Origin of the sequence: Roseofilum reptotaenium CS-1145 (assembly GCF_028330985.1) — a bacterium.
Classification (GTDB): domain Bacteria; phylum Cyanobacteriota; class Cyanobacteriia; order Cyanobacteriales; family Desertifilaceae; genus Roseofilum; species Roseofilum reptotaenium.
Genome location: NZ_JAQMUE010000093.1, coordinates 1 through 24,266, shown reverse-complemented (window position 1 = coordinate 24,266; position 24,266 = coordinate 1). Strand labels below are relative to the sequence as shown.

Here is a 24,266-nt window from a genome sequence, read left to right as displayed (position 1 = left end):
CCTTGGTAGAAAATAAGTTGCTTCTTGTTGGTGATTCAAATAGCTATTTTTTCAGGATTTATCGGATGGTGATACAGTACCATGAGTTGATGTTTACTGAGGGTCTCGATAGCATAGGCTTTCCCGTCATTATCGCTAAATTCCACTTCAAACACTTGAGGTTCATATTGTTCGACAATGGTTCCAACTTGCCCTCGATAGAGTCCCAGTTCTGGTAAATTTTCGAGTAAGGCAACCACATCTAGAAGTTTCATAGTCTATGCTCCATTAAAGAATATAGCAAGTCACTAAACGAGGAATGTTTTCGTTGTTGCGTACCATCCACACACTGTGAATTGTAGCGGTTTTATCACCTCGCGTATAATAAAAATCAATAATATATTTTTGTCCATAAGCATTAGCTTTGTCAGGAATAGCATCATAACTTTTAACAGCGAATAGCAGAGCTTGTTTGAGTTCGTCAGAATTTTCAAGAGTTAAGTCCAAAGCAGATGCAAAGACGCGAGCTTTATGCTTACCATCTACATGATTCGGATTAAGACAATAGCCAGCCAGCTTTGCATCTTCAATAATGGCATTTTCAGGGTTGGGCAGTCGATTGGCTGTCATCTAGTTTACTTGAATTGTAGCATCTCATCGATAAAGTTAGCACTACTCGGTTTGGCTTTACGATCCATAATTAATTGCCTCAACCAAGACTCTCAGTAGATGATTTAAGTCAGCAGGGACGCGGTAGAGATCGAGATCCTGAGTGACTGTCCGAGATTGACGATTAAATTGACCAAATTGCCAGATATTACCCGTTAAAACAGCACCTTGTAAAATTGTTTGCTCGGATTCAAACCACTGTTCTAGGGCAATTAATTCAATAGCTAATTGCAGAAAACCGCGCTCTAGATCCTCATTTTTTGCTTCAATGACTAACAAGGTTTGCTTATTCTGGAGCAGATAGTCTAAGGAGCCTTTCAATTGATTGTTCACGGCAACGGGATACTCCACATTGAGCGTGGCTTCAGTATAGTGCATCACGTCAGTTAAAACAGGAGCAATGAGAAACTCTCGTCTCGCCATTTCGCTAGTTAAACTCAGACGCGGGAGACTTTCTTCAATCCGATTTTTCAAGTCCTCCAGGCGATCCAATTCGCCCGTATATTCTGGAAGTTTTAGCGATTTTCGTTGTAGCGAAACATCAAAATATGCCAGAATATCTTGCGGGGCAAAGTTAAGCTTAAAGTAATCCGCAAATGTATAAGATTCGTCGGACTTAATAACTGGAGATTTAGGCATAGAGTTGAATTCAAAATGAACGAATATTTTTTACTGTAGGGGCGGATTCACCAATATTTATGCAACTAACCCATCAATTTTGTAGACCCGCACTGGCGATTGAATTGCAATTAATGAACTGGGATATAAAAACTAATGTTGTTGTTGATTTGTTGGTGGGGTTAGGGCGGGTTTACAGAGATTATTGGTTTGTCTTGTTAGCTTATGTAAAAAAGTTATTGACTTTGCAAGAAAAACCAGGAAGCAAAGGAGACGTTATCTCATCTTCCTCTAATAAGGTCATCACTAACTCTAACTTCGCTTGTTCCCGTCGATAAACCTCTACGGTCTTTAATCGCCAGTCTACAATCCAATATTCCCGCACGCCTTGATTAGAATATAATTTTAACTTGCTTTCCTTATCCCGACGAACATCAGTTTTACTTTCCGATAACACTTCAACCACTAACTCTGGAGCTGCAATAAAATGACCCGATTCATCAACAGAGTTATTTAACCTCTCATTCACCATCCAAACTAGATCGGGGATTACATTATCGGTGTCAGTAAAGATTAGCCCTGGATTGAAGATTACTTCACCCAATCGAGTTTCGCTTGACCAGTTTCCTAAAATTCGGCAAATTTCACCAATGGTCTTCTGATGTTTCCAATGGGGGGCGTGAGTCATGTACAATTCTCCATTGATAATTTCATAGCGGTTATTGTTATTGGGCAACAGTTCTAAATCGGCTGATGTCCAGGGAATTTGAACGTTTGTCATGGTCGTGAGGTGCTATCTTACTGAAGTTGATTCAACTATAACGTTTTCCTGCGGTCAATGTTATCCTAAACTCACGCTATTGCTGATTTTTACCCTAGTTCGTAAACTATAGTTACTCTAACCCTCGACCTTAGACCGAACGAAGTCCCCAGGGAGAACGGATTATTATCGCCCCAACCAGTGGAGAAATTGGTATCCTAGTTTTATTCCTTCAACATGGGTGCTATGGCATCAAAAATGCTGTTACCATCACTACGCTTGGCGCAGTAATGGTAAGTCCTAATCAAATGGTTGTTTGTAAGGGTCTAAACTGGTTCTGAGGTGGGGAGTTTACCAAAAATGCGGTCAGTAAACTTGACGTACCATGCACCTGCTTGTACTTGAATAATGTAAGCCATGGTAATGATCAGGGCAATTTCTGAGCCTTCTTGACCAAACACCGTCATGGCGATCGCCAGAGCAATGGACAGGTTACGCATCACTGTACCATAAACCAGGGCGATCGCATTGTCGCGATCGAATAAAGCTTTACCAATTAAGGTACTCAACAGAAAATTAAATCCATAAATTGTGACCAAAGGCGCTAACAAGGAGAGCAGCATTACGGGATTAGCTAAAATCGATTTAGCTTTGAGCGCCATAGCGACAAACACAATCCCTAATACTCCCAATGTGGAGAATACAGGAAATTTTTTCTTCAGGTTTTTCTGATATTTGTCCATTCCCACTTGCCGAATCAGCAGAAATTGAGTCACCTGGCCTAAAATCATCGGTAAAAAGACAATAATGATAATTTGTTTAAAAATACTAACCAGGGGAATCTCAATCACAGTTCCCATCAGGTATTTGGCATAAAAGGGAGTCGCAATAGAGCCAACGATTAAGCCAATCACTGTCATCTTAATCGCCGCGTTGATATTACCCTTAGCAAAACCGGTCCAGGAAATGGTCATACCACTGGTGGGTAATAGGGAGGTGAGCAGTAAGCCCAACAAGATTAGGGGTTGCTCATTAAAAAATAGTTTCCCCACGCCAAAAGCAAAAAAGGGAATGATCCCAAAGTTAATCAGTTGGGTAATAACTTGAACTTTATAGTCTCCCCCGGAGATCACTTTCTTCATTTGCAAGTTGATCATCATCGGATAGACCATTAAGAAGGTCAGGGGAATGATGAGCGATTTAAGCCCCGATGGATTAGCAACGATGCCAAAGACAACTCCTAAGAGCATAAAAATAGGAATTGACCAAGTTAAGTTTTTTTGTAAGAATGATAGTATTTTCCACATAATTGATTCAATTAAAATTAGGGCAGTGGATCAAGAATTCTCCCCAATTTCCATATCATTCCATTGGGGAGACGGTGACCTAAATTGGAGGAAAGATTTAATCTTCCAGAACTGGGTGGTTTTGACTGTGCAAGTTATAGCGCTTCATGTTAGTAATGGGTATTTTTCCCCTTAAAAGTGCCCCTTTTCACTGCTATGCAGTTAACACTGGCGTTTTCAGAGAGCGAATAACGGCTTCCATTTTCTGACTGGCTTCTTCAGCCATAGCTTGGACATCAGGATGTTCAACTGCTTTGAGCATTCCCAAGGGGTTAACCGCAGAGACTTCAACCGCTCCTTCTCCCCTCTCTTGCACCACAACATTGCAAGGAAAGAGGGTTCCCGCTTTGTCATCGGCTTGTAGGGCACGATGGGCAAGTTGGGGATGACACGCACCGAGAATCCGATAGTCATGAAAATCTATACCATGTTTGGCGAAGGCGTTTTGGACATTGATTTCGGTTAAAATCCCAAATCCTTCTTGTTTTAGGGCATCGGTGACTTGGGCGATCGCCTCTTCCAGGGTTGTATTTAAAACAATACTAAAGTGGTAATTCATAATCCTCTGTCTTCTGTTTCAGTGGTCAGGGTGGTTGTCTCCGTTGTCCCTCCTTTCTTAAGGCTATAACATCGCTATTTGGTTGTCAAGCGTTTATGTTAGCTATATGTACTCATACGTGCAAAATACAATCTTTTTTTTTAGGCTTTTTGGGTTAACCCTTCCACTCCTACAGACTGAAACTACAGGGTAATGATTAGGAAACCTTGCATTTTTCATAAGATCACCATATAGTTATATTAATATCAGATTTTTATTAACTCGCCTCTTGTTGGGGGGGCACAGTTCAGTAGATAGGCAAGCTTTGGAGAAAAAACGATGACAAACGTTGTAGTAATTGGGGCAGGTTTAGGTGGACTTCCAGCAGTACATGAATTACGCAGCTTACTGCCTAAGAGCGATCGCCTCATCCTCATTAGCGATCACTCCCATTTCACCTTTATCCCTGGATTAATTCGAGTCACCCTAGGTATGGCCTCGTTAGAATCGATTCAAATCGATCTCGAACCCCACCTCAAACGTTTGGGAATTGAATGGATTAACCACAAAGTCACCGCTCTCAACCCCCATACCCAAACCATTACCGTAGAAGAGGGAGAAACTGTCAACTATGACTATGTAGCGATCGCCACCGGAGCCTCCTTTGCTTTTGACGCAATCCCTGGACTCGGCCCCCATGGCGGTTATACCCAATCCGTTTGTACCCCAGATCACGCCATCCATGCGCGGGAAGCCTGGGTAAAATACCTGGAAAATCCTGGCCCCCTAGTCGTTGGAGCAGCCCCTGGAGCCGGTTGTTTTGGCCCTGCCTACGAATTTCTACTGATGGCAGATTCAGAATTACGCCGTCGAGGATTACGAGATCGAGTCACCCTCACCTACGTTACCCCAGAACCCTACATCGGCCACTTAGGCGTAAGTGATGTCAAAAATGCCAAAGAATACACCAGCGAACTCCTCAAAGAACGAGGGATAGAAACCTTTACCAATGCCGAAATTACAGCCATTACCCCAGACAAAATTACCCTCAAAACCGGTCAACAACTCCCCTTTAGCTACTCCATGATTTTACCGTCCTTCCGAGGAGCTAAATTCCTGCAACAACTGCCAGACGTTGCGAACGCCAAAGGCTTTATTCCCGTAAATCCCACCTATCGCCATCGGGATTTTCCCTCTATTTATGCCCTAGGAGTGGCAGTGGCTCTCGACCAACCCGATAAAACGCCCATTCCCATTGGTTTACCCAAAAGTGGAGCCATGACGGAAGCGATGGCTGTTGCTGTTGCTCACAATATTGCCGTAGCTAGTGGAGCGGTTTCTGCCCCCTTCCAGCGTCCGACCCTAGAATCCGTCTGTTTAGCGGAATATGGAGAGACCGGCATTGTCTATGTGGCGATTCCGGTACTGCCCGATCCCAGTTTAGAAGAGCCTCAAAATTCCTATGCTCTCAAAGGTCGTTGGGTGGTTTGGGGTAAAGAACTACTGGAATACTACTTTATGGTGAAAATGAGATGGGGTTTAGGAATGCCCTGGTTTGAACGGTTAGGACTGCGGATCTTATTCCAAGTGAACATCGCTAAACCCTATACTTATACTTCATTAACAACAACATCCTGAGGTGTCATTATAAATCGTCAACCACTCAATAATTCAAAATTTTCTAGACATCTGAAATGATTGATATACAGTCTGTGGAGCATAGTCAAACTCAATCTAGGGGTTTTGTGAACGTAACAATTCCTTCACCTGAATCCGACAGCCTGGAAACTGGACAGGAGAGACATCTTTCTCTTCTCCAAGAATACTCTGCTGCTGATATCCAGCCTTTCCGGGTTCTCGATAGACATACAACTGACGATGATTGAGATTTAACACCCAACACTCTTGAATCTGCGATCGCCCATATTCAAACGCCTTCACCTCTAAATCCCTTCTCAGGGTACTATCGGCCACCTCAATAATCCAGTACACATCCTCCACCTTCGGATGATCTTCCTCATAGTCAAGGGGATCGAGTTTGACCACCGCAAGATCCGGTTCTGGTTCAGACCAGTTATTCAGAATCACAGGAAGTTGTTTTTGGATCATAACCTGTTCCCCCAAACGTTGACTCAACAGGCGATCGGCTCGGCGAATGGCCGCAGCATGGGACCTTCTTTGGGGTGACATTTGACGGATAATTTGTCCAGCAATCAGCTCTAATTTTTCATCCGGTTGCAAAATACCGGCTGTAACCATCTGGTGGTACTCTGCAACGGTCAACAAGCGTAAATCTAAGCTGATGAGCTTTTCGGATAATGGCATGGGGGAAAGAGACCTGGGAATTCTGAACTGGAGGCGGAAGCTATGGCTTTGATTTTATACCATTTCTCGGTAATCCAGCTAGAGCCAAGTCCGAATAAAGATGCAGCTAACGATCCCCCATTGCTATACACTGTGGAATTGGAGAACATGAATAGTATAGATGGAATAAATGGATATTGGTCAGAAGGTAAAAGTAAAAGGTTTAATCGATCGCATCCCTGCTAATCTGGTAGACAAAATCAAGCAGAACCCTGTAGGGACAATCACCGGCTATAAAATGGTCGATGGATCGGGTGTCGGTTTTGTGGTTGAGTTTAGCGGTCAATTTTCAACTTGGTTCTTTGAAGAAGAGCTAGTAGCACAATAAGACCCTTTAATTCATAACCAACAGTGACCATTGGTTTGGCCCTTGGTCACTGAGAACCCATGAAAGCGCTAAACTGGGACAACAGCGTGATTGTGAATAATTAACAGACATGGCTCTGATTCTGACATTTTTGGGTAAGGGTGGCACGGGTAAAACAACCTTGGCCATTGCCACGGCTAAACATATGGCTAGTACGGGGAAGCGGGTGCTGTTAGCCCTGTCTGAACCGCCTTCAGTGATTGGATTGATGTTGGGCCAGGTGGAAGAAGGGACTCCTGGGGTCATTGAATCGAATCTGGAGGCGGTTAATCTCCGAAGCGCTGCCTTATTAGAGCGCAGTTGGGAAGATGTGAAGCAACTGGAAGCGCAGTATTTACAAAAGCCGTTTTTTAAGGAAGTTTTTGGTCAAGAGTTGGGGTTATTACCGGGAATGGATGGGGCGTTGGCTTTGTATGCTCTGCGGGATTATGACCAAAGCGGAAACTATGATGTGATTGTATATGATGGAGATGGCGATCGCGAAACCCTGAGAATGTTGGGAACACCGGAAATCATGAGTTGGTATATCCGTCGGTTCCGGGATGTGATTGTAAACTCAGACGTGGGCCAAGCCCTATCGCCGTTTCTGGGGCCCATTAGTAGCGCCGTTTTGAATGTAGACCTGTCTAAGGATAATTTTGCTGCTCCGACTCAAGAAGCCAATTCAACCCTGGATGCAGGCAAAGCAGCCATTACAAATCCCAATCGAGTGGCAGCCTATTTAGTGACCACAGGGGATAAAACAGCACTAGCGAAGGCCATGGATTTGTGGGGGAGTGCCCAGCAAGTGGGAGTCACGGTGGGAGGAGTGATTTTGAATAAGTCCGTCATTCACGATACCCAGGCAGCCGAAGCCGCCAATAGCTTTCAAGAATTGTACGATACCTTCGATCATGAGGCGATCGATGTTAGCACCGCTACGGCTCAATTTGAGCCATTGAGTATTAGCATTGTACCCTTTGAGAAAAGTAGAAATTGGCAAGTGCTGCAAAAGGCGCTACCGGACTTTACTGAAGCAACCCGTGCCCCGAAACCCATCACGCTTGATGTGGCTCAAAAGAGTGTCAGTTTATTTTTGCCTGGATTTGATAAGAAACAGGTCAAACTCACCCAATACGGGCCAGAAATTACCATTGAAGCTGGCGACCAACGGCGCAATATTTTGCTCCCTCCGGCATTAAGTGGTAAACCCGTAAAAGGCGCAAAGTTCCAAGACCGCTATCTGAACATTTCATTTTAAGAGGAATTGTAACCCCCCAATTTGAGGAGAACCAGGCTATGAGTAACGACGAAACGGCATCTCAATCTACATCTTCCCGACGACGGCGACGCAGTAGCACCAGCAGTAGTCCCCCTAGCGCCAGTGCCCAAACTCGGCAAATGCTGGGGATGAAGGGCGCAGAAACGAAAGAAACGAACATTTGGAAAATTCGCCTCCAGTTGATGAAACCGATTACTTGGATTCCTCTGATTTGGGGGGTTCTCTGTGGGGCGGTCTCTTCGGGAGGCTTTACTTGGACAGTAGAGAATGTGTTGATGGCGGCGGCTTGTATGCTGCTGTCAGGGCCATTGATGGTGGGCTATACCCAAACCATGAATGATTATTATGATGCGGAAATTGATGCCATTAATGAACCCTATCGACCCATTCCCTCTGGAGCCATTTCCACAGACCAGGTAGAAGCTCAGATTTGGATCTTATTATTTGCCGGGATATTCTTGGCCTATGGTTTGGATGTTTGGGCGGGTCATGAAGTCAAGGTGATTACAGCGATCGCTGTTTTTGGCAGCTATATTTCTTATATCTATTCTGCGCCCCCCCTGAAACTCAAGCAAAATGGTTGGCTCGGTAATTATGCCCTCGGTGCCAGTTATATCGCCTTTCCCTGGTGGGCAGGTCATGCCCTATTTGGGCAAATGAATTGGACGATCGCCATCTTGACCCTATTTTACAGCCTTTCGGGGTTGGGGATTGCGATCGTCAACGACTTTAAGAGCGTAGAAGGGGACAAAAAACTGGGATTAAAATCCCTGCCCGTCATGTTCGGAATTGGTACAGCAGCCTGGATTTGTGTACTGATGATTGATATCTTCCAAGCTGGAGTTGCAGCATATCTCATCAGCATTCACGAAAATTTCTATGCCACCATTCTGCTCCTATTTGTGATTCCCCAAATCACATTCCAAGATATGTATTTCCTCCGAAATCCTCTGGAAAATGATGTCAAATACCAAGCCAGCGCCCAACCTTTCCTCGTTCTAGGAATGCTAGTTACTGCCATGGCTTTAGGTCACGCCGGTATTTAAGTCAACAACGACATTGTAGGGTGGGCAGAGTCTAACAGTAGAAATTGCAGAATACAACTTATTCTCCTGCTCACCCTAAAGGAGTAAAACTTATATCTGTATATGTGTTTTTGGGGATACATTACTGGCGATCGCAATCCTGTAAGATGTCTATTTGAGGTTTGAAGTTGTACGAACCAACAGACTATGATCGCCTCTCTTTTTTCTTCCAATTTAGCTTATATGCCTCATGGTAACTGTTATCTGTGGCAAACTCCCCTAGTGAGTCTTCATGTTACCAGTGATGCTCTAATTACTTTAGCTTACTTGTCTATTGCCATAATTCTTGTTTACTCAGTATATAAACGTCAAGATGTTCCATTCTTAAATATATTTATTCTATTTAGTACTTTTATGATTCTTTGTGGAATCGGTCATTTACTTGAGGTTTGGACCCTGTGGTATCCCAATTACTGGATCTCTGGTATTGAGCAAGCGGCTACTGCCTTAGTTTCTTGTTATACGGCTGCTGCCATGGTGACTTTAATTCCTCAGTTTTTATCGCTCAGAACGCCCGAAGAACTAGCCCTTATAAATCACCAATTGCAAGAAGAAATAGAGCTGCGTCAACAAGCTGAACATGAACTCAGAATTGCTAACGGAAATTTAGAACAGCGAGTTCAAGAACGTATCCAAGAACTGAACCAGATTAATCAGAATCTAGCAGCAGAAATTGAAGCTCGTACCCGGATAGAATCTGCCTTGCGGGATTCCGAGAAAAAAGAACGGGAAAAAGCAGACAATTTACAGCAAATGTTAGGACAATTGAAAAATACCCAATCTCAACTGGTGCAATCTGAAAAAATGGCCGCTTTAGGTAAAATGGTTGGGGGGATAGCCCACGAAATTAATAATCCCATTACGTTTATCTATAGTAATATTGAGTCTAGCTTTCAATACGTTCATGATTTGCTCAATTTAATTAAACTATACCAGTTACATTATCCTGAACCTGTTCCTGTAATTGCCAATCAAATCGAATCGCTCGATTTAGAGTTTATCCAAGAAGATTTTGTCCAGCTACTCGACTCGATGAAAACAGGGGCAGATCGAATTAGAAGAATCGTGTTATCTTTGAGTGATTTTTCCCGTTTAGATGAACAGGGTTGTAAATTGATTGACTTAAATAAAGCTATAAAGAATACCCTGAGTTTACTTTCCAATTCTTTATTGCCCTTGTTTGGAACAGGGATGATTCAAGTGATTCAGAAGTTCGACGAAATTTCGCCAGTGGAATGCTATCCAGGACAGATCAATCAAGCTCTGGTGAATATATTAGAAAATGCCATTGATGCCGTGGTTGAACGGCAGAAATTTGAGCCGAATTTTATAGGAGAAATTCAGATAGAAACAAAGAGTGATTCTCACGATAGAGTGGTTATTCTGATTCAGGATAATGGTTTGGGAATTCCTGATGAGATCAGGAGTAAGATTTTCGATCCTTTTTTTAGTACTAAACCCATTGGTCAGGGAACTGGATTGGGTTTGACTACTGCCTATCAAATTATTGTTCAAGAACATCACGGAGAGTTCGAGTGTACATCAAATCCAGGGATGGGTACTTGTTTTAAGATTAATTTGCCACTTTCTTTTGCTGCTTGATACAGCAGTTTCCGCTTGCGTGAGATCTATTTTTACTCTATGGTCAATTAATAAAGGTACTCTACAAGTTTAATTTTGAAGTGATACTAGGGCTTGTTGTACTTGAACCATGACAGTGAACCAATCTCCAGGTTGAGTCTGGCGGAATAAGCGAACGGTAGGATACCAGGGACTGTCAACCCGCAGGAACATCCACCGCCAATCACAGCTAAAGTGTAAAAGTATCCATGTAGGCTTGCCTAATGTTGCGGATAAGTGAGCGATCGCCGTATCTACCGTAATCACTAGATCCAGTTGCCGGATAATATGGGCGGTATCGAGAAAGTCATCACAGTCTGGGTTAAAGACTTGGATAGGGGTTTGCTGTAGTTGCTGGCGATCGCCTTCAGAGAGGTCTTTTTGGAGGCTATAAAAGCATACATTGTCGCAATTAAACAGGGGCAATACGTCAGAAAATGAACACGATCGCAGATAATTATTAGGATGTTCTATATTGCCTTGCCATGCTAACCCCACTTTCAATTTAGCTGTGCTTTCCGGGAGGATCAAATTTTCGGGAAGATCGGGTAAAGCAAAGGGCAGCGGGGCAGGAATGGTGTTTAAGGATGTTTTGCTTAAGTGAGGTAAACTCATTAAGGAAGCATGTTCATTAAAGGTGGGTAATGTCTCTTCCCTGGTAACAATTTGCTCAACGTGGGGCAAGGTGGCAAACAGACGCTTCAGAGGTTGGCGACATTCGAGGATAATCTTGGCTCCCTGTTCTTTTACCCAAGGGAGATAACGGATCATTTGTATCATATCCCCTAAGCCTTGTTCGCTATAGAGCATCAGGGTTTTACCACCTAGAGGTTCACCATTCCAAGAGGGTTGAGTCAGGTTGCCTGCGGTGAATTCTTCAGTTTTCCAGCGCCATTCATATTCACTAAACCCTTGTTCGAGAAAACCGAGACTGAGCAAGGCAAACGCCAGTCCGGTATGGGCTTTGGGTTCTTCGGGGTCGATTTTTAAGCCCTTCTGATAGGCAAGGATGGCTTCGGCGATATGACCCTGTTGGATGAGGGCATGGCCGAGGGTATAATAAGCTTCGGTGTAGTTGGGATTAACTTCGATGGCACGCTGATAAGAGGCGATCGCCTCTTGACAACGCTTAACGTTAATTCCTGTCCCCTTTTCTTGCTGTTGTAGCGTATTTCCCAGGTTCAGCAGCGCTTGAGGAAAGTTAGGATTCAGATTTAAGGCTTGCTGGTAATAGGCAATGGCGCGATCGCACTCTTGTTCAGCTTTGTACAGATTACCCAGATTATAGAAACTTTCTACCTGATTGGGATCGATCGCGATCGCCTGTTGCAAAGCCTGTTTCGCTTCTGCAATCTGATTTTGCTGATGGTAGAGTAAACCAAGATTACTGTAAGCCCCCGCATGATTCGGTTGTAGCTCTAAGAGGCGCTGATAACAGGCGATCGCCTCTTCTGTGCGTTCACTTGCACTCAGAGCGTTACCTAAGTTAAACCGCGCCTCAATAAAGTCGGGTTTAAGGGCGATCGCGCTTTCGTAATGGGCGATCGCCTCCTCTAACTTTCCCTGTCCCCGCGCCACCATTCCCAATAAACACAGCACATTTGTATTTTCTGGTTCCTGCCGCACAATATGCCCATAAACCTCCTCTGCTTGGGCATATTGTCCCTGTTGGTGATAGGTAAAGCCTTGTTTTAGTAATTCTTCGGTAGACATTAGAATGAACAGTTATGAAGGATATGAGGTAATCTCGCCACTTGACTAACATCCAAAGGGTGGGAGCCTTTTCATAGTTAATCAGAATATCGACGAAGAATAGCTCTCAAGTAGCACTTCGCAAAACTCTAGTAATCGATTCATCCCCCAAAATCGATCTTCTGAATGGTTGGGTTTGTTAATGTGACTGATATGACCGCCTTTTTTTGTCAGAATCAAATGAGCATGGGAATTTTGAGCCATGCGCTCTTTCATCTGCGGGATGATTTGCGGATCGAATAGGGGATCGTCTTCGGCATAAATAATTAAGTAGGGAAGGGTTAAGCGATCCAAAAAGTACAGGGCGCTGGTTTGGTAATAATAGTCTTCGATGCTGTTAAAACCGTAGTAGTCGATGACCATTTCGCGATCGCACCGATCAACTGAAGTCATCCGTTCCACAGCACCCGGTTTTAACATCTGGGGAAAGAGTTCTCGCCGTTTTTCGGCTTCGGCGCAAAATTTTCGCACAAAACGCTGCTCAATTTTTCGACCCATGAACGTGGTTCGTAAATGGGCTAGAGAAAGGTTAGATTCGAGATTTGTAGAGAGAGTCGCTCCGCCGCAGATGAGAGAACAACGGGTTTCGATGGCTGCATTTAATCCCCATAACGCTAATTGTCCCCCCATCGATGCACCGGTGAGAATTACTGGAGTAGGACAACCGAGTTTTGTCAGTTGTTCTGCCAGATGAACTTGGTCTTGTCCTTCTCGCCAACCGTAGGAGGAGGGGACGGGGGAAAGTTGGGCAGTTTTTCCGTGACCTCGCCAATCGTAGAGAAGAATGGCAAAATTACGCTGATAAGCTTTGCGAGCGAATAAATGAGCGTACCACTCATTCTTAACAATGCCATCGATTCCCGTATTGAAGATGATTGTCCCTTGAGCATCGGTGGGACAACTCCATATTCCCCAAAAGGGAACGCCTTCAGCACCTGTGAAAATCTGTTCTTGCCAAGGAACTTGGGGGAGATGGCTTAACCAAGAAGCGCGATCGCCCCATTTTTTCCATGTTTTTCCATACCAGTAGTCTACAACCACGGTTTGGATTAAACCATCGTTGAAGTAGAAGGGAGGTTGATATTCAATCATTGTCGATCAATTTTGACACTCTGTGATCTAAAGACGCACAGATTCTTAAGTAGCCCAAAATCCGATTCTTAAAGGCGTTGTCAAAGCGCCCCTACTGAGTTCCATCAGATTAATCTCGATGGTTCCCGCTACTTTTCACCTTTTGATTGCTTTCTCAGGTACGACCACTCAGCCAGTTCGGTACGTTCAGCATTCTGCCATTACTTCCAACTCGGAGCCACAGTTCAATATGTGCTTTCGGTTGGTGGGATTTCTCCACTACTAGAAGTGCCTCATCACGTAGGCGTTTACCTTTACTCACCTGTCAATTGTAACACGGTTTTACGGCAGCTAAAGCGGATAGTGTCGCTTTTGCGCCCCGAACTAAAGTTACAGGGCGTGACCTACTCCCGTGCTATTCTCGTGTCGAGGCATAATCCCACTCCCTATTCCCTAGCGCTTTGCACTATATTCCTTGACTTCTTTTTAATTTTTAATGGATATGAGGATAATGGGCTGGGAAGGGTTAATCACGGGTAGTAGATGTTCAAGTTCAATTGCCTGAGTGGAAAATAGGGTATTTAAATTCAGAGGAATATTTGGGTGATGCGGATAAGCTTCGATCAGGGTTTGTAGGAGGTCATACCATATTCCATTTTGGATATAAAATCTAATTTGATCGGCGATCGCCCCTTGTGTTAATTGTTCTTGGTGCATTGGCTCTAACGGAATGCGTTTGATTCCCGTTGCCACATGATCTAACCATTGTCCATTGCAGTTCAATTGAAAATAGCCAACATAAACCTGGTTGACCTCTAAGCTTGGTGCATTCGGTAAGTCAGCAAGATTAACAGCGACTAATCCAGACTGTTGTTTCAGACTCAACCCTACTTTATAAACTTCATTACCCGTTTCGTCCTCCAAAGCAAACTCTACAACCTCTGATTGATTGGGAGGAACATAGAAATAAAGGGTAGGATAAGCTTGGGTTGTCAACCCAAAGCTATGTCTGGGCATAATTGAGCTTAAGGCTTGGTATTCTCCACCGGTCTCGGCTTTCATCGTGCAGCCTGTACGACTTCCGGCGCTTTCACGGCGACTAGGGAGACCCGGGGGTGGGTCTTCCCAGTCTTGCAATTGGGGAACATAGACAATTTGTTCGCTTTCTGAAGAGGTTTGAGCGATCGCCACAGATAGATCCCAATTTAAGGATAAACCAACTAGAGAGGTAATCGTGGCGATCGCCATACACCGTCGGCATAAACTTAAGGATAAAGGAAGGAAGTCAAACATAGGTAGATTTCCACCAAGCAAAAGAAACACCACTGAAGTGTATCGACCCTACTAACCCTGATGCCATCACGTATCCCGTGACAGCTACGTGACAGTACGGAAAGGTCTTTTATAGGTAACTACACACTTCCCCGGAGAGTTACATGACTTTCCCAGAAAATTAAGAATTTTTTTAGAATTGGAAGACAATAAAGCCAACCGTTTTTCCCAGGAGGGACAAAAACTTCTAAAATAAGAAGGGCTTCTGGGGAAACTCCATAAACTAGCCCAGGATTCATTTCTTTAATTGTGACATAAGGGTAATGGCAAATGGGGATCGCAACCAGCCAATTAGTGAAACGCAAGCGTCAAGGTCATCCTCTGGTGATGCTCACAGCCTGGGATTATCCGTTTGCTCAACTGCTGGATAAGGCTGGGGTCGATCTGATTTTAGTCGGAGATTCTTTGGCCATGGTAGCGTTAGGTCATCCCACAACCCTACCGGTAACCTTGGATCAGATGATTCATCATACCCAAGCGGTCTGTCGAGGGGTGAAAGAAGCGTTGGTAGTGTGCGATCTCCCCTTTATGAGTTATCAAGAAGGCCCCATTCAGGCTTTAAGATCGGCGGGTCGAGTATTGAAGGAAACCCAAGCGGGGGCAGTGAAACTAGAGGGGGGCTATCCGGAAATGATCGAGATTGTCCATCGTTTAAGTTTAAGCGGTATTCCGGTCGTCGGTCATGTGGGAGTAACGCCTCAGTCCGTGCATCGACAGGGTTATCGCAGACAGGGGAAGGCACAAGTAGAAGGCGATCGCATTTTACACGAGGCGATCGCTCTTTCGGAAGCCGGAGCCTTTACCATTATCCTGGAAAATATCACCCACGATCTAGCCCAAAAAATCACCAAAACCCTTCCTATCCCCACTATTGGTATTGGTGCAGGACCCCATTGTGATGGCCAAGTGTTAGTCACAAGCGACGTTTTGGGACTCTCCAGTTGGCAACCCCCTTTTGCAAAAGTCTATGCTAATCTCCACGAGACGATTACCGATGCAGTGAAAACCTTTAGTCAGGAGGTGCGCGATCGCCAGTTTCCCTAATTCCCTATGCAATATAGCGCTTCGCGCTGTGATAGGGGGATAGGGGGATGGGGAGAGAGGGATATAGGGAGAGGGCAAAATCTTGTTGATGCACCAATCAATTCAAAATGCTATACCTGTTAATCATTAATTATTACTCTACAGACTTAATTCAATTACTCCTTAAGTCCATTCCAGCACCAGATTTAGCGAACCTGCATATCCTGATCGTCAATAATTCTCCAGACGATCTAACTCTTCAACCCCTAACCCCAATCTATCCCAACTTAACCCTGCTGAGTGCACCTGAAAACTTAGGCTTTGGAGGGGGTTGTAATTTAGGATTAAACTGGATTTATGAGCGCGATCCTCACAGCATTGTTTGGTTAATCAATCCGGATACTACCTTAGTTGATGCTGCCATTCCCTACATTCACACCTGCTTTGCAGAACATCCTCACTTAGCCATTTTAGGGACTCAAATTCAAGACAGCCAAGGAAATTCCTGGTTTACCCAAGGACAATTTAATCGATGGCTCGGATCGCTCCCCCATCAACGTCCCATTGCCTCCTTAGAAAACCCGCCTGCTAAAATTATTCCCTCTCGCTGGGTATCCGGATGTAGCCTGATTCTCAATTTAGCCCAATTTGAATCTTGTCCCCAATTCGATACCCATTATTTTCTCTACTATGAAGACAACGATCTATGCGAGCGCTATTTCAAACAAGGATATTTTATTGCCGTCACTCAGACGATCTTAGTCACCCATCAAGTGTCTGCAACTAGCGATCGCAACCTTAAAGCGAAACTTCATCACGCCACCTTTAGCAAACTCTATTTCTTACAGCAACATGGAACCCCTCTAGCCTTGCTCTTAAACTTGGGTTATCTGAGCCTAAAAATTATCCTCAATTGGATTAAGCAAAATCCCGATAACTACCAAGGACGTTGGCAAGGCTTACAGCAATTTTTGCAATCCAGAGTTTCTCATCCGAGTTGACGATGAACTTCAATGGCTTCATCAATCGCTGATTTTAAAGCTTGTGGTTCATCCGTGCCAATGCGAAAATAGGACTGAGAATTCAACTCAATTTCCACCGCATCTAACCCCGATATATTAAACATCCATCCCCTAGGAGTCAGGCGAATTCCCCATCCATAATACCAAGGGTTTTTGACAATCACTGTATTCGTGATACTGGACAAGGGGAAGCTTTTATGAATTAAACCCACTCCAAACGAACATTTGATCCGTTCTGCGGTAATGGTCACGGTTAATGTACTCAACAAAATGGTAAGTACTAAAATCCCGATCAAAACACTCGCTCCCACCCCTAAAAAGCCTTTAGAGAGATAGAAAAACACCAGGGGCAAAAGAGCCGCCAAGAGAACAAGAATAATTGTCCCAATTTGAGTATGCTTGTATAAGAAAGACATCAGAATCCAGGTAAATACATGAGTTCAGTAATTTCAAAGGTCAGATAGTCAATCAGAGGCAATTGGCTTAAAAGAGTTTCGATTTCCTGGCGATCGCGCCCTCGCATGGTCACAAACCCTCGCCAATTGGGAGATTTCGGGTTAGCAATTGTAAAATTAAGTATCTTGCCTTCCTTGCGCCACCGGGCAACCATCTCCAGTTCCGCAGAAACCAACGTCATATATTTCTCATCTATTTCCCGTTTGCGACTTCCGACTACCATAAAGCGTTTTTGGGTATCATGTCCCCAGTTGGGAAAATCTTCCATTTTCGCTAACTGTAGAGGTTGTTCGTCAAACAAGGATTGGAGTTTCTCATCAAGCTGTTCCAAGTAAGCCACTCGCTCTTCTTGACTGATGCGGACTGGAGACCAAACGATGAAGGGTTCGAGAGGCAAAAAGCCATTAAACCAGAAAATACCATGCTGGATAGGAGCCAGAACGATATCCATTCCTGGATTTAATCCCCAACCATCATAAGCGGTCTGGCCACCCCCAGTAGTCACGATCGCTAAACCCCGTTTAGTAGATTGACCTACACCATTTTCGTATAGTTTCGGCCCGCCATAAATTCGCCCCATAGCTAAAACGCGATCGCACCAACCTTTAAGGATCGCAGGCATTCCAAACCACCAGAGGGGAAAGTTAAAAATCAGTGCATCGCAACGTTCTAGTTTCTGCATTTCTGCCTCAATATCGGAGGCAAAGCCATTCACTTCGCTCGCATGTCGCTCTTCGAGCTGCTGCTTGAGATACTCTGGGTCGTGGACTGAGGTAAAATTGCGGCGATCGGAGACAGGATCGAATCCCATTTGATACAAATCAGAAGTTTCTACCGTATGGCCCAATGCCTTGAGAGTGGTTTCTGCCTGTCGGTACAGTGCAGAGGAAAAGCTTTGAGGTTCATGATGAGCGTGAACAATGAGAATATCCATGAGATATAGTCCTATATAAATGATTGTCTTTTAATTTAATTTAGCCTCCCAGAACATTTTACCTTATCTGATATTTATTATAATTTAATGATTAAGTAAAAAGTCAGGAGTTAAGAATTTCGGATCAATTTTCTGTTCGCGAGGTAAATAAATCACCACTTGAATGCCAATATCGGATAAATAACGGCACATCAAAGGGCCAACCTGTGACCATTGAAGTTTTCCTAATCCACAACCCAATGCAGGTAGTGCTAGCGATTTAATTCCCTCTTGGAATGGTAAGGGTTTGCATTTTGGAAAAAAACATATCTCCATCGACCAGAACTATATTATTCATCCTATGAAGTATTGGCTGGTGTTGAAATTCAGGCATAATGATTGACTTTGATTTACCTGTATTATTTGTTGTATGATTTCACTATATTTATAGTCAGTTTTTCTAATGATCGATCGTCTTTTAATTAACTTAGCTGTGCTAATGAACAAACCGACGGGAATTAGCACCTATACTCTGAATATTTTACCCTATCTGAGAGAGTTGAATCCAACCCTGTTAAGTGCCCGGAAGTTAGAGGGCTATTCCCATTATCCAATTCCAGGAGGACAAACGCCAGAACAGGGAGCTAAAGGTCATCTTAAACGGTTATTCTGGACTCAATTTAGGTTACCTAAACTTTATCGCCAGTTGCAAGGGAATTTACTCTTTTCTCCTCTACCCGAAGCGCCGTTATATCAGGGGTGTCGCTTTGTGGTCATGGTTCACGATCTGATTCCCTTGCGGTTTCCGGAAAGGCGATCGCCCCTTACTCTATATTGCCAGTATTATCTACCACAAGTTCTCAATCAAGCGACTCATATTATCTGTAATTCCCAGGCAACGGCCAATGATATTGTGGATTACTTTGCCATCAAAGCCGCTCGCATCACTCCTATTTTACTCGGTTACGATCGCGATCAGTTTCAGCCCTTAAATTTACCTCTTTCTAATTATTTTCTCTATGTTGGTCGTCATGCGAATTATAAAAATCTGCATCGGGTGATTGAGGCATTTGCAAAGCTACCCCACGATCAAGAATACGAGTTGTGGTTAGTGGGACCAAGCGATCGCCGCTACACCCCCAGTTTAATCGCTCAAATAAACGAACTCGGAGTAACGAAGCACGTGAAATTCCTTGACTATGTGTCATCAGAACAACTTCCTATACTGATGAATCAGGCGATCGCCCTCATTTTTCCCAGTCTCTGGGAAGGCTTTGGTTTACCCGTCCTCGAAGCCATGGCTTGTGGAATTCCAGTCATTACCTCTAACTGCTCATCCCTTCCTGAAATTACGGCAGATGCGGCAATTTTAGTCGATCCCTATCAGGTGCCAGAAATGACTGCTGCCATGGAAACCCTAATTCACGATTCTCAAGCACGAGAAGATCTGAGTCAAGCGAGTCTCAAAAGAGCAGCACAATTTAGCTGGTCTCGTACTGGACAGGCTACTTGTGAAGTGTTGAAAGCCTATCTTTAGAAGTTCAGGGGGTGACAAAAGGCTTGAATCTAAGACTACGGTTGGCTTTGAGTATTTAAGATGGCGAAAAAATTCAGCGATTTTTGGGCAATTAGCCCTCTAACTTGGGGTTATGGTTATACGATCGCCAGCTTTCAGTTGATCTTTTCAACAAAATACCACCGAAAAAGTGCTAGAAGAAGGCAGTGAAGAAGGTCAGATTACTCAAGCACGCACTTTAGTTACTGGCTTGCTGAACCGGAAATTCCCAGATAGGATAGAGGAAAACTGAAACTATTTTTGAGTTAGAAGCTTGGGAAAATGTATTGAATGGATTTGAGAATTGAGAGGACTAGAATTTTTCATGAATTGTTCACCAATAGACATCTCAATTAATTCCTATTATTTGCAGCTATATACCAGCTTTTCAATCATGCGATTGCATTGGTAATCGTTAATTTTGATTCCCTATTTCCTCAAATCCTATGACTTATATTCTTACTGCTCAAAACACGATCCATTCTCAAGAATTAGGGGGGAAAGGCGCTGCCCTAGCCCAATTGCAAGCTCTCAATTTGCCGATTCCTGAGTGGTTTGTAGTGTCACCAAGTGTATTTTACGAGTGTTTAACTGAGGAACAACAGGAAGATTTGGCAAAAGGTACTATTTCTGAAAGTATTGCAGTATTGCATTTAAATTGTAAGGTAAAAGCAGAATTAGAACAAGCCCTAAAAATCTTATCCCCCAATCGAGAACTGGTAGCTGTGCGCTCTTCTGCTGTCGATGAAGATGGAGCAGACTATTCCTTTGCGGGACAATTGGAGAGCTTCCTATTTGTGCCTGTGGAGGAGGTAGCTGACCGGGTAGTGGAGGTTTGGCGCTCTGGATTTAGCGATCGCCTCTTAGCCTACCGCCAGCAACATCACCTGGGTAACCCCAAACCCCCAGCCGTCCTCGTTCAGCGCATGGTGAATGCCGAGGTTGCCGGAGTCGCCTTTGGAGCCGATCCCGTCACGGGTCAACGAGGGCTTACGGTGATTAGCGCGGTTTCAGGAGTTGGGGATGCTTTGGTTTCGGGGGAAGTCGATGGGCAAACCTATCGCATCAATCGCCAAACAACCGTCATTTCGGCTCCTGAAGAGCATCCCTTGTTAGATGTAGAAATGATCGAGCAAATTACTGACTTAGTCCATCAAGTCGGAGCGCATTTTGGTCGTCCCCAGGATATAGAATGGGCGGTGGAAAATAATCGAGTCTATTTACTGCAAGCGCGACCCATTACCGGATTAGCTAAACTCCCCGATCCCGATGGTCAATTGAATCTTTGGGACAATAGCAATATCTCCGAAAGCTATAGCGGAGTTACCACCCCCTTAACCTTTTCCTTTGCTCGTCGCGCTTATGAGGAAGTGTACCGGCAATTTTGTCTGTTAATGAGTGTGGATAAAACAGTTGTGGAAAATAATTCCCAAACTTTTAATCGCATGATTGGATTGGTGCAAGGGCGCGTTTACTATAATCTCCTGAGTTGGTACAAGGTTTTATCTCTGTTGCCTGGGTTTCAAGTCAATCGCCGATTCATGGAGCAGATGATGGGGGTAAAAGAACCCATTTCAGATGAAATTTTAGAGTCGATTGGCATTCAAGCGAGTCAAAAAACAGCGCTCTCGGTACAGATCATGGATAGCCTGCGCTTATTGCAAACAGTTGCCGGATTAGGGCTCAACTTTATCTTATTACAGTCTAAGATCCAGCGATTCTATCAGCGATTGGCACAAGGGTTAGGGCAGAAATTTAAGGGATTGGAACTCCAGGATTTACGTGCCGATGAATTAGTGGCTCATTACCGGGATTTAGAACGGCAGTTATTACGCAGTTGGGATGCACCCTTGATTAATGACTTTTTTGCAATGATTTTCTATGGCATTTTGCAAAATTTGGCTCAATCTTGGTGCAACGAGAGTACGGGGACATTGCAAAATGATTTAATTAGCGGTGAAGGGGGCATGATTAGCGCAGAACCAGCAATACGGGTGAAAGAATTAGCGCGTTTAGTGGCTAAAGATGAGGAACTGACTCAAGTTTTCTGTGAGGGGGAATTGGGTGAGATCTTGTCCCATTTGAAAAATACCTCAGAGGTAGAGCAAAACTATGAAGCGTATTTGCACAAATTTGGCGATCGCTGTTTGGGAGAGCTGAAACTGGAAAGTCCCACCCTATTCGATAATCCTCTACCCCTTTTGCGCTCGGTGGGTCAACTGGCAAAATCCGGGCAATTCCAAGATTCGGCTTCGGTTTCGGGGGACTTACGCCAAGCAGCAGAGGCGAAAGTTAGTCAAACTTTGGGACACTTTGGCGTAAAACGCTGGCTGTTTGATTGGGTGTTGTATAATGCCAGGGAGCGTGTGCGCGATCGCGAAAATCTCCGCTTTGAACGAACTCGCTTATTTGGCCATGTGCGCCGCATTTTTGTCGAACTGGGTAAGCGGTTCATTGCTCTCGATCTTCTCCAGGATTATCGCGATATCTTTTATCTGGAGGTCAACGAGATTTTAGGATTTGTGGAAGGGACGAATACTTGTACAAATTTGCCAGGTTTGATAAAATTGAGGAAGTCAGAGTTTGCAGAATATCAGCAGAATTCTGACATTGGCGATCGCTTTGAAACTCGTGGCATTGTCTATCAAGGCAACCGTTTCCAGGAAAACCGCGCTTCTGTTCCACCCTCCGATAACTCCGACTCTACCCTACAAGGCTTAGGCTGTTGTCCTGGCATTGTCGAAGCGCAAGTCACGGTAATCACGAATCCAGAAAATGCCATCCTAGAACCCGGTAGAATTCTGGTTGCCGAACGTACAGATCCCGGTTGGATCATGTTATTCCCGGCTGCATCTGGAGTGTTAGTCGAACGGGGTAGTTTACTCTCCCATTCTGCCATTGTTGCCAGAGAAATGGGCATTCCTGCCATTGTTTCGATTCCCGGAGTTACCCGTTTTTTGAAGGATGGAGATTGGGTGAAAATGGATGGCAGTACCGGAAGGGTGGAGCGCATTCATCCTTCTTCTTAGAGATTAATTAAGTAAGGTGCGTTATGAACGCACCTTACTTAATTCTTATCGCGATTCTCTTTTCTATCGAGTACAGCTTGAAGCCTTAGCACCTAAGCGATCAAGCTATATCACTATTTCCAACCAGCTCGATCCATTAATTTTAAGGCTTCTGCATTATTCTTACCGAAGACATCGGGGTTGAGAGGATCGGCTTTAAAGCTACCAAACCCTTGCAGTACGGAATCAAGGGGAACACCAGCAACCACAGGATACTCGTTATTTCCTTCTGCGAAAAACTGTTGAGCTTGACGCTCTGCGAGATGTTCTAAAAATTCGATCGCGGCTTGTTGATTTTTGGCGTGTTTTACAACACCACCACCACTGATATTGACATGAGTACCCCGACCATTAGGCCCAGTTTGGTTGGGGAAGAAGAGGCCTATCGTATTAAAGACTTGTTGATCTTCCCGTGCCCTCGATTTACCTAAACGAGCCAGATAGTAACTATTGGCGATCGCAATATCACCAACTCCCGCAGCACAAGCTTTAATTTGGGCGGTATCGTTGCCTTCTGGCGATCGGGCAAAGTTAGAAACCATACCTCTGGACCAAGCGAGGATCTGATTTTCATTATGAGCTGCTAATAAGGAACCGACCAGGGATTGGTTGTAAATATTGCTCGAACTTCTAATTAAAATTTTCCCTTTCCATTTTGAATCAGCTAAATCCTCATAAGTAGAGAGTTGGGATTTACTCACCTTATTCTTATTATACATAATCACCCTGGCCCGCTTCGAGAAGGCAAACCAATAGCCTTGGGGATCTCTGAGATTATTGGGGATTTTCTGATTCAGGGTCGAAGAGTTCACTGACTGTAGGATACCATCTTGTTTGGCTCGCCACAGGTTACCCCCATCAACGGTTAATAAAACATCGGCTCTGGTATTAGCCCCTTCACTTTTAACCCGTTCGATGAGTTGTTCTGCCTTACCTTCAATCAGGTTCACTTTAACTCCCGTCGCGCGCGAAAAGCTCTCGTAAAGTTCATCATCGGTGTCGTAGTGACGAGAGGAATAGAGGTTTAAGCTGGTTCGTTGGGCGATCGCCGGCCCTGTGCTGATTAACTTTTTACCGGCAACCGCTACGATCCCTGTTCCTGCTGCGAGAATAAAGTGTCGTCGATTCAATCTCATGGTCATCCTGTCGTTTCCTTTAGGAAAAGTTACTAAAAATTAATTTATAAGACATTGTACAACTAATGAGAGGAATTCCTAATTAATTTTTATTTTAACTTTTGTAAAGATTCAGTGCCAACCTAGACAGAGAACCTAATACACGATCTGAGTTTTTTTGTCAACTTAGATTTAATCAGAATCTTATCTTAATCTCTGGGACTAGATAATCTCAACTAATCCAGAAGAATTATCAATAAGTAGCTTGGAAATACCTTCGAGTTTATTGCAGAACTCTTGCAATAACTGATTCCCAGCCGTGCGATCGCTCATTTAATATCAGAGCGATCGC

General features: G+C 44.1%; 22 protein-coding genes. 9 read left to right on the top strand and 13 right to left on the bottom strand.

Annotation, left to right across the window (positions count from 1 at the left end; genetic code table 11):
- Positions 1 to 35 precede the first annotated feature (35 nt).
- From PN466_RS21140 to PN466_RS21115, 6 genes are all read right to left on the bottom strand, one after another.
- Positions 36 to 254, bottom strand: coding sequence for a DUF4926 domain-containing protein (locus PN466_RS21140; protein ID WP_271943569.1), 219 nt, complete (start codon positions 252 to 254; stop codon positions 36 to 38).
- Positions 255 to 267: 13 nt separating this feature from the next.
- On the bottom strand, positions 268 to 609 hold the full coding sequence (locus PN466_RS21135; protein ID WP_271943566.1) for a DUF6883 domain-containing protein: 342 nt from the start codon (positions 607 to 609) through the stop codon (positions 268 to 270).
- A gap of 57 nt (positions 610 to 666) precedes the next feature.
- Positions 667 to 1,287: a hypothetical protein gene (locus PN466_RS21130; RefSeq protein WP_271943561.1), complete on the bottom strand. Its 621-nt coding sequence runs from the start codon at positions 1,285 to 1,287 to the stop codon at positions 667 to 669.
- A gap of 202 nt (positions 1,288 to 1,489) precedes the next feature.
- The gene (locus PN466_RS21125) at positions 1,490 to 2,047 is read right to left on the bottom strand and encodes a Uma2 family endonuclease (RefSeq protein WP_271943558.1); all 558 of its coding nucleotides are present in this window, start codon (positions 2,045 to 2,047) and stop codon (positions 1,490 to 1,492) included.
- A 305-nt stretch (positions 2,048 to 2,352) separates the two neighbouring features.
- Positions 2,353 to 3,333, bottom strand: coding sequence for an arsenic resistance protein (locus PN466_RS21120; protein ID WP_271943557.1), 981 nt, complete (start codon positions 3,331 to 3,333; stop codon positions 2,353 to 2,355).
- 193 nt (positions 3,334 to 3,526) lie between these two features.
- The gene (locus PN466_RS21115; protein WP_271943555.1) at positions 3,527 to 3,931 is read right to left on the bottom strand and encodes a DUF302 domain-containing protein; all 405 of its coding nucleotides are present in this window, start codon (positions 3,929 to 3,931) and stop codon (positions 3,527 to 3,529) included.
- Positions 3,932 to 4,249: 318 nt separating this feature from the next.
- Between PN466_RS21115 and PN466_RS21110 the strand changes: the two genes are divergently transcribed.
- Complete coding sequence (locus tag PN466_RS21110) at positions 4,250 to 5,548, top strand: NAD(P)/FAD-dependent oxidoreductase (protein ID WP_271943552.1); 1,299 nt, start codon at positions 4,250 to 4,252, stop codon at positions 5,546 to 5,548.
- Between the two features lie 96 nt (positions 5,549 to 5,644).
- Here PN466_RS21110 and PN466_RS21105 read toward each other — a convergent pair whose 3' ends face one another.
- Positions 5,645 to 6,235: a Uma2 family endonuclease gene (locus PN466_RS21105; protein WP_271943549.1), complete on the bottom strand. Its 591-nt coding sequence runs from the start codon at positions 6,233 to 6,235 to the stop codon at positions 5,645 to 5,647.
- A gap of 169 nt (positions 6,236 to 6,404) precedes the next feature.
- On the opposite strand from PN466_RS21105, the gene petP reads away from it, so the two are divergent.
- From petP to PN466_RS21085, 4 genes are all read left to right on the top strand, one after another.
- Entirely contained in the window at positions 6,405 to 6,602 is a 198-nt protein-coding gene (petP, locus tag PN466_RS21100) for a cytochrome b6f subunit PetP (RefSeq protein ID WP_271943546.1), read from the top strand.
- Positions 6,603 to 6,711: 109 nt separating this feature from the next.
- Entirely contained in the window at positions 6,712 to 7,881 is a 1,170-nt protein-coding gene (locus PN466_RS21095; RefSeq protein WP_271943543.1) for a Get3/ArsA fold putative tail anchor-mediating ATPase NosAFP, read from the top strand.
- Positions 7,882 to 7,919: 38 nt separating this feature from the next.
- A complete protein-coding gene (chlG, locus tag PN466_RS21090) occupies positions 7,920 to 8,948 on the top strand; it encodes a chlorophyll synthase ChlG (RefSeq protein ID WP_271943540.1) in 1,029 nt (342 codons plus the stop codon).
- Between the two features lie 186 nt (positions 8,949 to 9,134).
- Positions 9,135 to 10,589, top strand: a complete 1,455-nt coding sequence (locus PN466_RS21085; RefSeq protein ID WP_449314330.1) for a sensor histidine kinase — start codon at positions 9,135 to 9,137, stop codon at positions 10,587 to 10,589.
- A 69-nt stretch (positions 10,590 to 10,658) separates the two neighbouring features.
- Here PN466_RS21085 and PN466_RS21080 read toward each other — a convergent pair whose 3' ends face one another.
- The 3 genes from PN466_RS21080 to PN466_RS21070 form a co-directional block, all read right to left on the bottom strand.
- Positions 10,659 to 12,320: a tetratricopeptide repeat protein gene (locus tag PN466_RS21080; protein WP_271943534.1), complete on the bottom strand. Its 1,662-nt coding sequence runs from the start codon at positions 12,318 to 12,320 to the stop codon at positions 10,659 to 10,661.
- 81 nt (positions 12,321 to 12,401) lie between these two features.
- Positions 12,402 to 13,451: a YheT family hydrolase gene (locus PN466_RS21075; protein ID WP_271943531.1), complete on the bottom strand. Its 1,050-nt coding sequence runs from the start codon at positions 13,449 to 13,451 to the stop codon at positions 12,402 to 12,404.
- Between the two features lie 465 nt (positions 13,452 to 13,916).
- A complete protein-coding gene (locus PN466_RS21070; RefSeq protein WP_271943528.1) occupies positions 13,917 to 14,723 on the bottom strand; it encodes a DUF928 domain-containing protein in 807 nt (268 codons plus the stop codon).
- 309 nt (positions 14,724 to 15,032) lie between these two features.
- On the opposite strand from PN466_RS21070, the gene panB reads away from it, so the two are divergent.
- Positions 15,033 to 15,806, top strand: a complete 774-nt coding sequence (gene panB, locus PN466_RS21065; RefSeq protein ID WP_271943526.1) for a 3-methyl-2-oxobutanoate hydroxymethyltransferase — start codon at positions 15,033 to 15,035, stop codon at positions 15,804 to 15,806.
- A 107-nt stretch (positions 15,807 to 15,913) separates the two neighbouring features.
- A complete protein-coding gene (locus PN466_RS21060) occupies positions 15,914 to 16,786 on the top strand; it encodes a glycosyltransferase (RefSeq protein ID WP_271943523.1) in 873 nt (290 codons plus the stop codon).
- On the opposite strand, the gene PN466_RS21055 is transcribed toward PN466_RS21060, so the two are convergent.
- Both PN466_RS21055 and PN466_RS26075 read right to left on the bottom strand, forming a co-directional pair.
- Positions 16,774 to 17,223 carry a hypothetical protein gene (locus PN466_RS21055; protein ID WP_271943521.1) on the bottom strand — a complete coding sequence of 150 codons (450 nt, stop codon included), beginning with the start codon at positions 17,221 to 17,223 and terminating at the stop codon, positions 16,774 to 16,776. The genes PN466_RS21060 and PN466_RS21055 overlap by 13 nt on opposite strands.
- Positions 17,223 to 18,197 carry an NAD(P)H-dependent oxidoreductase gene (locus tag PN466_RS26075; RefSeq protein WP_271943518.1) on the bottom strand — a complete coding sequence of 325 codons (975 nt, stop codon included), beginning with the start codon at positions 18,195 to 18,197 and terminating at the stop codon, positions 17,223 to 17,225. The genes PN466_RS21055 and PN466_RS26075 overlap by 1 nt, the downstream gene beginning before the upstream one ends.
- A 442-nt stretch (positions 18,198 to 18,639) precedes the next feature.
- Here PN466_RS26075 and PN466_RS21045 point away from each other — a divergent pair, with 442 nt between their 5' ends.
- Entirely contained in the window at positions 18,640 to 19,713 is a 1,074-nt protein-coding gene (locus PN466_RS21045; RefSeq protein WP_271943515.1) for a glycosyltransferase family 4 protein, read from the top strand.
- 464 nt (positions 19,714 to 20,177) lie between these two features.
- A complete protein-coding gene (locus PN466_RS21040) occupies positions 20,178 to 22,760 on the top strand; it encodes a PEP/pyruvate-binding domain-containing protein (protein ID WP_271943512.1) in 2,583 nt (860 codons plus the stop codon).
- A gap of 113 nt (positions 22,761 to 22,873) precedes the next feature.
- Here the strand turns inward: PN466_RS21040 and PN466_RS21035 are convergent, their stop codons facing one another.
- The gene (locus PN466_RS21035) at positions 22,874 to 23,935 is read right to left on the bottom strand and encodes a Fe(3+) ABC transporter substrate-binding protein (RefSeq protein WP_271943589.1); all 1,062 of its coding nucleotides are present in this window, start codon (positions 23,933 to 23,935) and stop codon (positions 22,874 to 22,876) included.
- Between the last annotated feature and the right edge of the window lie 331 nt (positions 23,936 to 24,266).

What these genes read in the sequence shown, in the direction of transcription:
- PN466_RS26075 (WP_271943518.1), bottom strand. Translation starts at nt 18,197, where the DNA reads ATGGATATTCTCATTGTTCACGCTCATCATGAACCTCAAAGCTTTTCC.
- PN466_RS21140 (WP_271943569.1), bottom strand. Translation starts at nt 254, where the DNA reads ATGAAACTTCTAGATGTGGTTGCCTTACTCGAAAATTTACCAGAACTG.
- PN466_RS21045 (WP_271943515.1), top strand. Translation starts at nt 18,640, where the DNA reads ATGATCGATCGTCTTTTAATTAACTTAGCTGTGCTAATGAACAAACCG.
- PN466_RS21130 (WP_271943561.1), bottom strand. Translation starts at nt 1,287, where the DNA reads ATGCCTAAATCTCCAGTTATTAAGTCCGACGAATCTTATACATTTGCG.
- PN466_RS21075 (WP_271943531.1), bottom strand. Translation starts at nt 13,451, where the DNA reads ATGATTGAATATCAACCTCCCTTCTACTTCAACGATGGTTTAATCCAA.
- PN466_RS21055 (WP_271943521.1), bottom strand. Translation starts at nt 17,223, where the DNA reads ATGTCTTTCTTATACAAGCATACTCAAATTGGGACAATTATTCTTGTT.
- PN466_RS21085 (WP_449314330.1), top strand. Translation starts at nt 9,135, where the DNA reads ATGATCGCCTCTCTTTTTTCTTCCAATTTAGCTTATATGCCTCATGGT.
- chlG (WP_271943540.1), top strand. Translation starts at nt 7,920, where the DNA reads ATGAGTAACGACGAAACGGCATCTCAATCTACATCTTCCCGACGACGG.
- PN466_RS21040 (WP_271943512.1), top strand. Translation starts at nt 20,178, where the DNA reads ATGACTTATATTCTTACTGCTCAAAACACGATCCATTCTCAAGAATTA.
- PN466_RS21135 (WP_271943566.1), bottom strand. Translation starts at nt 609, where the DNA reads ATGACAGCCAATCGACTGCCCAACCCTGAAAATGCCATTATTGAAGAT.
- PN466_RS21070 (WP_271943528.1), bottom strand. Translation starts at nt 14,723, where the DNA reads ATGTTTGACTTCCTTCCTTTATCCTTAAGTTTATGCCGACGGTGTATG.
- petP (WP_271943546.1), top strand. Translation starts at nt 6,405, where the DNA reads ATGGATATTGGTCAGAAGGTAAAAGTAAAAGGTTTAATCGATCGCATC.
- PN466_RS21035 (WP_271943589.1), bottom strand. Translation starts at nt 23,935, where the DNA reads ATGAGATTGAATCGACGACACTTTATTCTCGCAGCAGGAACAGGGATC.
- PN466_RS21095 (WP_271943543.1), top strand. Translation starts at nt 6,712, where the DNA reads ATGGCTCTGATTCTGACATTTTTGGGTAAGGGTGGCACGGGTAAAACA.
- PN466_RS21060 (WP_271943523.1), top strand. Translation starts at nt 15,914, where the DNA reads ATGCTATACCTGTTAATCATTAATTATTACTCTACAGACTTAATTCAA.
- PN466_RS21120 (WP_271943557.1), bottom strand. Translation starts at nt 3,333, where the DNA reads ATGTGGAAAATACTATCATTCTTACAAAAAAACTTAACTTGGTCAATT.
- PN466_RS21105 (WP_271943549.1), bottom strand. Translation starts at nt 6,235, where the DNA reads ATGCCATTATCCGAAAAGCTCATCAGCTTAGATTTACGCTTGTTGACC.
- panB (WP_271943526.1), top strand. Translation starts at nt 15,033, where the DNA reads ATGGGGATCGCAACCAGCCAATTAGTGAAACGCAAGCGTCAAGGTCAT.
- PN466_RS21080 (WP_271943534.1), bottom strand. Translation starts at nt 12,320, where the DNA reads ATGTCTACCGAAGAATTACTAAAACAAGGCTTTACCTATCACCAACAG.
- PN466_RS21125 (WP_271943558.1), bottom strand. Translation starts at nt 2,047, where the DNA reads ATGACAAACGTTCAAATTCCCTGGACATCAGCCGATTTAGAACTGTTG.
- PN466_RS21115 (WP_271943555.1), bottom strand. Translation starts at nt 3,931, where the DNA reads ATGAATTACCACTTTAGTATTGTTTTAAATACAACCCTGGAAGAGGCG.
- PN466_RS21110 (WP_271943552.1), top strand. Translation starts at nt 4,250, where the DNA reads ATGACAAACGTTGTAGTAATTGGGGCAGGTTTAGGTGGACTTCCAGCA.